Source organism: Streptomyces sp. DG2A-72 (assembly GCF_030499575.1).
Lineage (GTDB): Bacteria > Actinomycetota > Actinomycetes > Streptomycetales > Streptomycetaceae > Streptomyces.
Window position 1 is genome coordinate 9288602 of the sequence record NZ_JASTLC010000001.1, and the last position, 10890, is coordinate 9299491.

Genomic DNA, 10890 nt, shown 5'->3' on the forward strand with positions numbered 1-10890 from the left:
GCGCCAAGCGACTCACAGGGGGCAGGAACTGATGGCGGATCACGACAAGCTGGTCGACTACCTGAAGCGCGTCACGGCTGATCTGCAGCAGACCAGGCAGCGGCTGCGCGAGTACGAGGCGCAGAGCAACGAGCCCATCGCGATCGTCGGCATGGGCTGCCGCTACCCGGGCTCCGTCGCCTCCCCCGAGGAGCTGTGGCGGCTGGTGCACGGCGGCGTCGACGCCGTCGGCGGCCTGCCCACCGACCGCGGCTGGGACGTGGAGGCGCTGTACGACCCGGAGGCGCGGACCCCCGGCACGACCTACGCCCACGAGGGCGGGTACCTGACCGGCGCCACCGAGTTCGACCCGGAGTTCTTCGGGATCTCGCCGCGCGAGGCGCTCGCCATGGACCCGCAGCAGCGCCTCGTCCTGGAGGTCGCCTGGGAGACGCTGGAGCACGCCGCCATCGACCCCGCCACCCTGCGCGGCTCCAGCACCGGTGTGTTCGTCGGCTGCAACTACCAGGAGTACCGGGCCCGGCTGTCGGACGTGCAGGAGGGCCTGGAGGGCCACCTCGTCACCGGCAGCGTCTCCAGCGTGGTCTCCGGCCGGGTCTCCTATGTCCTCGGTCTCGAAGGTCCGGCGCTCACCGTCGACACCGCCTGCTCCTCCTCCCTCGTCACGCTCCACCTGGCCTGCGAGGCGCTGCGCCGGGGCGAGTGCACCATGGCCCTCGCGGGCGGTGTCGCCGTGATGAGCACCCCGCACACCGTCACCGGCTTCTCCCGGCAGCGCGGTGTCGCCGCCGACGGGCGGTGCAAGGCGTTCTCCGCGTCCGCCGACGGCATGGGCTTCGGCGAGGGCGCCGGCCTGCTGCTGGTGGAGCGGCTGTCGGACGCGCGGCGTCTGGGGCATCGGGTGCTGGCGGTGGTGCGGGGCAGTGCGGTCAATCAGGACGGTGCGTCGAATGGGTTGAGTGCGCCGAGTGGGCCTGCTCAGCAGCGGGTGATCCGGCAGGCGTTGGTGAACGCGGGGGTGCAGGCGTCCGAGGTGGACGTGGTGGAGGCGCATGGCACTGGGACTCGGCTCGGCGATCCGATCGAGGCGCAGGCTCTGCTGGCGACGTATGGGCAGGGGCGGTCCGATGAACGGCCGCTGTGGCTGGGGTCGTTGAAGTCGAACATCGGGCATGCGCAGGCGGCGGCCGGTGTGGGTGGTGTGATCAAGATGGTGATGGGGCTGCGGGCCGGTGTGTTGCCGCGCACTCTGCATGCGGATGTGCCGTCGCCGCATATCGACTGGGCGGCGGGGAACGTGCGGCTGCTGACCGAGGCGCGGGAGTGGGCGGAGGCCGGGCATCCGCGCCGGGCCGCGGTGTCGTCGTTCGGGATCAGCGGGACGAACGCGCACGTGATCCTGGAGGAGGCCGAGGCCGTCGAGGCTTCCGGTGAGGCGGACGGCGGGGCCGGTGACGCGGGGACGCCTGTTCTTTCCGGTACGGACGTCGTCGCCTGGCCGGTGTCCGCCGCGTCCGCCGACGCCCTGCGCGCGCAGGCCGAGCGGCTGAGCGGGCACGTGGCCGAGCGGCCGGGACTCGCCCCCGCCGACGTGGCGTTCTCGCTCTCCACCACCCGGTCCGCCCTCGCCCGGCGTGCCCTCGTCGTCGGTGGCGACCGGCACGAACTGCTCGCCGGTCTCGAATCCCTCGCCGCCGACCGGCCCGGGAACGGTCTGGTGAAGGGTCTCGCCGATCTCGGCACCAAGCCCGTGTTCGTGTTTCCGGGGCAGGGGTCGCAGTGGGTGGGGATGGCGGTGGAGTTGTTGGACTCGTCGCCGGTGTTCGCGGAGTCGATGGCAGCGTGCCAGGAGGCGCTGGCGGAGTTTGTGGAGTGGGATCTGCTTCAGGTTCTGCGCAGTGAGGACGCGTCGGCGCTTGAGGCTGTGGATGTGGTGCAGCCGGTGTTGTGGGCGGTGATGGTGTCGTTGGCCGCGGTGTGGCGTGCGTGTGGGGTGGTGCCGGCTGCGGTGGTGGGTCATTCGCAGGGTGAGATCGCGGCTGCGGTGGTGGCGGGTGGTTTGTCGTTGCGTGATGGTGCGCGGGTGGTCGCACTGCGCAGTGCGGTGATCGGCGGTCTGCTGGCGGGCAGGGGCGGTATGGCGTCGGTGGCGCTGGCGTCCGACGCGGTGCGGGAACGGCTGGGGTTGTGGGAAGGACGCCTGTCCCTGGCGGCGGTGAATGGTCCGTCGTCGAGTGTGGTGTGCGGACACGTCGACGCGCTGGACGAGTTTGTGAGCGCACTCGAACGTGACGGAGTGAGAGTGCGGCGTATCGCGGTGGACTATGCGTCGCACTCGGTTTTCGTGGAGCAGGTGGAGGAAGAACTCCTCGATGTGCTGGGGGATGTCTCTCCCCGGTCGGGTGAGGTGCCGTTCTATTCCACGGTCACCGGTGGAGTCCTGGACACGAGCGGACTCGACGCCGGGTACTGGTACCGGAATCTGCGGCGGACGGTGCGTTTTGAGGAGACGGTGCGGGAGTTGGCGCGTCGGGGCTTTGACGCGTTCGTCGAGGTGAGTGCGCATCCGGTGCTGGCGGTGGGTGTGCAGGAGACACTGGAGGCGGCCGGGGCGCGGGGTGTGGTGTGTGGGACGTTGCGTCGGGGTGAGGGTGGTGTGCGGCGGCTGCTTGCCTCGCTGGGCGAGGCGTGGGTCGCCGGGGTCGGGGTCGACTGGTCACGACTGACACCGGCCGCGAGCGCGGTAGAGCTGCCGACGTACGCGTTCCAGCACCAGCGCTACTGGCTCGATGCCACCACCGGCAGCGGTGCCGATGTCGCGGCGGCCGGGCTGGGGGCCGCCGGACACGGGCTGCTCGGCGCGTCCGTCGCCCTCGCGGGCAGCGGCGGCACCGTCCTGACCGGCAGGCTCTCCCTCGCCACGCACCCCTGGCTCGCCGATCACGCCGTGCGTGGTGTCGTCCTCGTGCCCGGCACCGGCCTGGTCGAACTCGCCGTCCGCGCGGGCGACGAGGTCGGCTGCGGACGCGTGGCGGAACTCACGCTCCAGGCTCCGCTCGTTCTGCCGCCCGAGGGCGCGGCGCAGGTCCAGGTCGTCGTCGGTGCCGCCGATGACGCCGGGGTGCGCAGCGTGGACATCTACTCGCGGCTGGAGGAGCCGGGCGCGGACGGGCCGTGGACGCTGCACGGGACGGGCACGGTGGCGCCCGTCGCCGGTGAACCGGCCGGCGGCCGGGCCGACCTCGCCGTGTGGCCGCCGCGTGAGGCCGAAGTCCTCGACACCGACGGCTTCTACGAGACGATGGCCGGCCGCGGCTACGAGTACGGCCCCGCCTTCCAAGGCCTGCGCGGCGTCTGGCGCCGCGGGGACGAGGTGTTCGCCGAGGTCGCCCTTCCCGAGGAAGTCACGGGTGCCGCCGGGGAGTTCGGGCTGCACCCCGCGCTGCTCGACGCGGGGCTCCAGTCCGGGCTGCTCACGCTCTTCGCCCCCGCCGACGGCGGTGCCTCCGGGATCCGGCTGCCGTTCTCGTGGCGTGGGGTCGCCCTGCACGCCGTGGGCGCGACCGCCCTGCGCGTGCGCATGGCCCCCGTCGCCGGTGATCCGACGACGGTGACGCTCGACGTGGCGGACGCCTCCGGTGCGCCGGTGGCCTCGGTGGACGTCCTGGCGACGCGTGAAGTGTCCGAGGAGCAGCTCGCGGCAGCGGCACCGGGGGGCGACGACTCGCTGTTCCGGGTGGAGTGGGTTGCCGCAGCCGATGATGGCTCGGCCGAGGCTGCGTCCTGGGCGGTGCTGGGGGAGTCGCCTCTGGGTGACGATGGTTTCGCGTTCGCGGATGTGGATGCGCTGGTCGCGTCGTCGGAGGACCTACCCGGCACCGTGGTGCTGGAGTGCCCGGCGGGTGAGGGCGCGGGTGCGGTGCCGGAGGTCGTACGGGCGCGGCTCGCCGAGGTGCTGGGCGTGGTCCAGCGGTGGGTCTCCCACGAGCGGCTGGCGTCCTCACGGCTCGTCGTGGTGACGCGGGGCGCGGTGTGCGTGACCGCCGGTGAGACCGTGGATGTGCGGGTCGCGCCGGTGTGGGGTCTGGTGCGGGCGGCTCAGGCCGAGCACCCGGACCGGTTCGTGCTGGCGGATCTGCCGGCAGGTGCCGGTGCGCAGGAGCTGGCCGCCGGCCTGGCCTGCGGCGAGCCGCAGTGGGCCGTGCGGGACGGTGCCGTACGCGTCCCCCGTCTGGTGCGGGCGCAGGCTCCGGCCGGTGAGGCTCCGGGCTTCGGGGACGGTCCGGTGCTGGTCACCGGCGCCTCCGGGGTGCTCGGCGGTGTCGTCGCCCGGCACCTGGTCGCGGCCCACGGCGTGCGGGAGCTGGTGCTCGTCAGTCGGCGTGGTCCGGCGGCCGACGGCATGGACCGGCTGGAGGCGGAGCTGGTCGCACTCGGCGCGACCGTCGAGAACGTCGCCTGCGACGTGGCCGACCGCGACGCCCTGGCTCGCGTGCTCGACGGCCGTCGGCTGACCGGTGTGGTGCACGCGGCCGGTGTGCTGGACGACGGTGTGCTGGAGTCCCTGGATGAGGCCCGGTTCGACACCGTGCTGCGGCCCAAGGTCGACGCCGCCTCGCATCTGGACGAGCTGACCCGCGACCACGAGCTGTCGGCGTTCGTGCTGTTCTCCGCCGGCGCCGGGACCCTCGGCAACGCCGGCCAGGCCAACTACGCGGCCGCCAACGTCTTCCTCGACGCCCTCGCCCAGGCCCGCCGCGCCGAGGGCCTGCCCGGTCTGTCGCTGGCGTGGGGTCTGTGGGCCGAGACCAGCGCGATGACCGGCCGGCTCGGCGAGACTGACCTGAACCGGCTCGCCCGGCTCGGCGTCGCCGCCATGGAGACCGGGCATGCCCTCGCCCTCCTCGACGCGGCTGCCCGCACCGACGAGCCGTACCTGCTCCCCGTACGGCTGGACCTCGCGGCCCTGCGGCGGCGCGCGGCGGCCTCCGGGGTGCCGGCGCTGCTGAGTGCCCTGGTCCCGCAGCGCGTCCGCCGACGGGCGGCCGGTACGGGTGCCGGTGCCGCGTCGGCCGACGGCGGCGACCTCGGCGGGCGGCTCGCCGTACTGCCCGCGGACCGGCGCGAGGAGTTCCTGCTCGACGTGGTCCGCGGCGAGGTCGCGGCCGTCCTCGGCCACGCCTCCCCCGACGCGGTCGAACCCAAACGCGCCTTCAAGGACCTCGGCTTCGACTCCCTCACCGCCGTCGAACTGCGCAACCGGCTCGGCGCCGCCACCGGGCTGCGCCTGCCTGCGACCCTCGTCTTCGACCACCCGAACGCCGCCGCCGTCGTCCGCCTGCTGTGGTCAGAACTCGGCGGCGCCACCCCGGCCGCCGACGCCCCGGCGACCCGCCCGAGCACCCCGGCCGACGCCGACGAGCCCATGGCGATCATCGGCATGAGCTGCCGTTTCCCCGGCGACGTGGCGTCCCCGGAGGACCTGTGGCGGCTGGTCGCCGAGGGCCGCGACGCGATCGACGTCATGCCCGGCGACCGCGGCTGGGACGTCGACGCCCGCTACGACCCGACCCCGGGCGTGCCCGGACGGATCTACTCCCGTGAGGGCGGCTTCCTGCGGAACGCGGCCGAGTTCGACCCGGCGTTCTTCGGGATCTCGCCGCGCGAGGCGCTCGCGATGGACCCGCAGCAGCGGCTGCTGCTGGAGACGGCGTGGGAGGCGTTCGAGCGCGCGGGCATCGACCCGGCCACCCTGCGCGGCAGCCGTACGGGCGTCTTCGCGGGCGTCATGTACCACGACTACGGCGCCCGGCTCGGCGCGGGCACCGTGCCCGAGGACGTCGAGGGATACGTCGGCAACGGCAGCGCCGGCAGCATCGCGACCGGCCGCATCGCCTACACCTTCGGCCTGGAGGGCCCGGCGGTCACCGTCGACACCGCCTGCTCGTCGTCCCTCGTGGCGATGCACCTCGCCACGCAGGCGATCCGACAGGGCGAGTGCTCGCTCGCGCTGGTCGGCGGCGTCACCGTCATGTCGTCGATCGAGATGTTCCTCGAGTTCAGCCGTCAGCGCGCCGTCTCGCCCGACGCCCGCTGCAAGGCGTTCGGCGCGGGCGCGGACGGCGCCGGCTTCAGCGAGGGCGTCGGCATGCTCCTCGTGGAGCGGCTGTCCGACGCCGAACGCCTGGGCCACCCGATCCTTGCGGTGGTGCGGGGCAGCGCGGTCAACCAGGACGGTGCGTCCAACGGTCTTACGGCGCCCAACGGCCCGTCCCAGCAGCGGGTGATCCGGCAGGCGCTCGCCGTTGCGGGACTGGGGCCCGGGCAGGTCGACGCGGTGGAGGCTCATGGCACGGGCACGACTCTCGGTGACCCGATCGAGGCGCAGGCCCTGCTGGCGACGTATGGGCAGGGGCGGTCCGATGAACGGCCGCTGTGGCTGGGGTCGTTGAAGTCGAACATCGGGCATGCGCAGGCAGCGGCCGGTGTAGGGGGCGTCATCAAGATGGTGATGGCGCTGCGGGCCGGTGTGCTGCCGCGCACCCTGCATGCGGACGAACCGTCCCCGCACATCGACTGGTCGGCGGGGAACGTACGGCTGCTCACCGAGCCGCGCGAGTGGCCCGAGACCGGACTGCCCCGCCGCGCCGGCGTCTCCAGCTTCGGCGCCAGCGGCACCAACGCCCACCTCATCCTGGAGCAGGCCCCGGCCCGCCCCGCCGAGGACGCCGCCGAGGAGCCCTCCCTCCCGTTCGTCCCGTGGCTGATCAGCGCCAAGTCGGAGACGGCCCTGAGGGCTCAGGCGGAGCGGCTGCGCTCGTTCGTCGCTGAGCGGCCCGAACTGCGGCCGGTGGACGTGGCGTTCTCCCTCGCGACGACGCGCGGGGCGCTGGAGCACCGCGCTGTGGTGGTCGGCGCCGACCTGGACGAACTCGCCGAGGGACTGGGCTCGTTGACGGAGTCGGCGTCCGTCGTCTCGGGACGTACCGGGTTCCTGTTCACGGGGCAGGGTGCTCAGCGGTTGGGCATGGGGCGGGAGTTGTACGACGCCTTCCCTGTGTTCCGCGAAGGGCTGGATGACGTGTGCGCTGGTCTTGATCCGTTGCTGTCGCGTCCGCTGCGGGAGGTGATGTGGGGTGAGGACGCGGAGGTGTTGTCGCGGACGGAGTTCACGCAGCCGGCGTTGTTCGCGGTGGAGGTGGCGTTGTTCCGGCTGTTGGAGTCGTGGGGGATCCGGCCGGATGCGGTGGCCGGGCACTCGATCGGTGAGATCGCCGCCGCGCATGTGACCGGGGTGCTCTCCCTGGCGGACGCGTGTGCGCTGGTTGCTGCGCGGGGCCGGTTGATGCAGGCGTTGCCCGCTGGTGGCGTGATGGTCGCGGTGCAGGCCGGCGAGGACGAGGTGCTGGCCCTGCTGGCAGAGGTGTCCGACCGGGCCGGTGTCGCCGCCGTCAACGGGCCTGAGTCTGTGGTGCTTTCGGGTGCCGACGCCGAGGTGGAGAAGGTAGCGGGAGTCTTCGCCGCTCAAGGGCGTCGCGTGAAGCGACTGGCTGTGAGCCATGCATTCCACTCGCCGTTGATGGAGCCGATGCTGGAGGAGTTCCGGGCTGTCGTGGAGGGACTGACCTTCCGCGACGTGCCGTCGGTGCCGTTCGTGTCGACGGTTACCGGTGCGGTCGTGGGCGCGGAGATCGCCGAACCCTCTTACTGGGTGCGGCATGTCCGGGAGGCCGTCCGGTTCGCGGACGGGCTGCGGGCGCTGCACGCCTTCGGAGCCAGGCGGTTCGTCGAGATAGGCCCGGACGCTGTCCTGACCGGGCTTGTCGAGCAGACTCTCGAGACGGACGCCGTGGCCGTACTGCGGCGACGAGTCCCCGAGGTGCGGGCGGTCGTCGAGGCGGCCGGGGGTCTCTTCGTGCGGGGTGGTTCGGTCGACTGGACGGCGCTGCTGGCCGGTGGGCGGCGCGTCGACCTGCCGACGTACGCCTTCCAGCACGAGCGGTACTGGCTGGACGCCCCCGCCGCGACCGGCGATGTCACAGCGCTGGGGCTCCAGCGGGCCGAGCACCCGCTGCTCGGCGCGGCCGTGGAGCTGGCCGGGTCGGACCGGGTGGTCTTCGCGGGGCGGCTCTCTGCGGCCTCGCAGGGCTGGCTCGCGGACCACGCGGTCCACGGCACCCTCCTCGTGCCCGGCACCGCGCTGGTCGAGCTGGTGCTGCGGGCCGGTGACCGGGTGGGCTGCGGTCGGCTCGACGAGCTGACCCTCCAGGCGCCACTGGTGCTCCCGGAAACCGGTGGCCTGCAGCTTCAGCTGTCCGTGGGAGATGCGGACGCTGAGGGCCGCCGGACCGTCGAGATCCACTCGCGCCCCGAGCGTGACGCGGCCGAGGCGGCCTGGGCCTGCCACGCGCTCGGCACCCTCACAGATGCCGACGCGCACCCCGCCCCCGCCGCCCTCGTGGGCGTATGGCCCCCGCAGGACGCCCAGGCGGCCGAGGTCGGTGACTTCTACGACGGACTGGCCGACCGGGGCTACGACTACGGGCCCGTCTTCCAGGGCCTGCGTCGGGTCTGGCGGCGCGGCGACGAGGTGTTCGCCGAGGTGGCCCTGCCCGAGGAGGCCGCGGACGCGGCCGACGCGTTCGGAGTGCACCCGGCGCTGCTCGATGCCGCCCTGCACGCCATGAACTTCGCCTCCGTGGCCGAGGGTTCGGGCACGCCGCTGCCGTTCGCGTGGACCGGGGTCGCCCTGCACGCGGTCGGTGCCACGGCTCTGCGGGTGCGGATCGCACCGGACGCGGCACGTGGTGGCGTGAGCGTGGAGCTGTTCGACCAGGCCGGACTGCCGGTCGCGTCGGTGGAGTCGTTGGCGCTGCGCGAGGTGAGCCCGGAGCAGTTGGCGGTCCCGGACGATGCCGACCCCCTGTTCCGGGTGGAGTGGGTGCCGGTGCCCGGCGGTTCGGGTGAGGTGGCCCCTTGGGCGGTGCTGGGGGACTCGCCTCTGGCCGACGGTGGTCTCGCGTTCGCGGATGTGGATGCGCTGATTGCCTCCTCGGAAGACCTTCCCGTCGCCGTGGTGTTGGAGTGCGCGCCCGTCGCGGGTCCGGTGCCGGATGCCGTGCGGGATCAGCTCGCCGGTGTTCTGGGTGTGGTGCAGCGGTGGGTCACTGACGAGCGGCTGGCGTCGTCGCGGCTGGTCGTGGTGACCCGTGGTGCCGTGGCCGTGTCGGGTGATCACGCGGTGGATGTGCGGACGGCGCCGGTGTGGGGTCTGGTGCGGGCGGCCCAGGCCGAGCATCCGGGCAGGTTCGTGCTGGCGGACCTTCCGGTGGAGGCCGGTGCGGAAGCGCTGGCTGCCGGGCTGGCCTCGGGTGAGCCGCAGTGGGCCGTCCGCGACGGCGCCGTACGAGCCCCGCGTCTGGTGCGGGCGCAGGTCGAGACCGGTGAGGCTCCGGGGTTCGGGAGTGGTCCGGTGCTCGTCACGGGAGCGTCCGGGACACTGGGTGGCGTCGTCGCCCGGCACCTGGTGGCGGTGCATGGTGTGCGGGAGCTGGTGCTGCTCAGCCGCCGGGGTCTCGCCGCCGACGGCATGGACGTACTGCGCGACGAACTGACCGAGCAGGGCGCGGCTGTAGAGATCCTGGCCTGCGACGCGGCCGACCCCGATGCCCTCGCCCATGCGCTCGACGGGCGCCGGCTCACCGGTGTGGTGCACGCGGCCGGGGTGTTGGACGACGGTGTGCTGGAGTCGCTGGACGCGGCCCGTTTCGACACCGTCCTGCGCCCGAAGGTGGACGCCGCCTGGAATCTGCACGAGCTCACGCGTGACTACGAGCTGTCGGCGTTCGTGGTGTTCTCGTCGGCTGCCGGTGTGTTCGGCAACGCGGGTCAGGCCAACTACGCGGCGGCGAACGTCTTCCTGGACGCCCTCGCCCAGAGTCGGCGCGCCGAAGGGCTCCCCGGCCTCTCCCTGGCCTGGGGGCTGTGGGCCGAGGCGAGCGCGATGACCGCCAGGCTCGCCGAGGCGGACCGGGAGCGGATCGCGCGGCTCGGCGCGGAGGCGCTGGGCGAGGCCGAGGGGCTGGCGCTGCTCGACCGGGCGGTCGCCGGTGACGGAGACGGCCTGCTGGTCCCCGTACGGCTCAACCTACCCGCCCTGCGCGGTCGTTCCGAGGGTGTGCCCGCCGTGCTGCGGGCGCTGGTGCCCGTCAGGGCGCGGCGGCAGGCCGCGGCCGGAGCGGCGGCGGGCTCGGGCGGCGGGCTGGTCGAGCGGCTGGCGGCGCTGAGCGAGAGCCGGCGGGCGGTGCATCTGCTGGACCTGGTGCGTACGGAGGTCGCCGGGGTGCTGGGACACCGTTCCGCCGCGACGGTCGAGCCGGAGCGTGCCTTCAAGGACCTCGGGTTCGACTCGCTCACGGCGGTGGAGCTGCGCAACCGGCTCCACGCGGCCACCGGTCTGAAGCTGGCCGCCACGGTCGTCTTCGACCACCCGACCTCGGCCGACCTGGCCCGTCATCTGCGCACACAGATCCCGCACCTGCCGGCGGCGGGCCCGGAGGGCCTGCTCGGCGAACTCGACCGGATCGAGCAGATGCTGACCGACGTCGACCCGACCGACGAGGAGAGCGCCGGCATCCAGCGGCGCCTCGCCGCCCTGCTCGCCCGCTTCGACGAGGCGGCGCGACCGGTGGAGGCTGAGCGGGTCGCCGACAAGATCGACGCGGCGACGGACGACGAGATCTTCGCCTTCATCGACAACGAACTCGGCTGAGCGCCGTACCCCTCCAGCCGGCCGCCCCCAGCCCCTCCTGGGGGCGGCCACCCCGACACCCCCCGACGCCGACCCCGGACTCCGATCGTCTCCGACGACGACTCGAATGGTGACTGACT

At 73.4% G+C, this 10890-nt stretch carries 1 protein-coding gene; it reads left to right on the top strand.

The features are described 5' to 3' along the window. Positions 1 to 31 precede the first annotated feature (31 nt). A complete protein-coding gene (locus QQY66_RS44045; protein ID WP_301986068.1) occupies positions 32 to 10771 on the top strand; it encodes a type I polyketide synthase in 10740 nt (3579 codons plus the stop codon). The last annotated feature ends 119 nt before the right edge of the window (positions 10772 to 10890 follow it).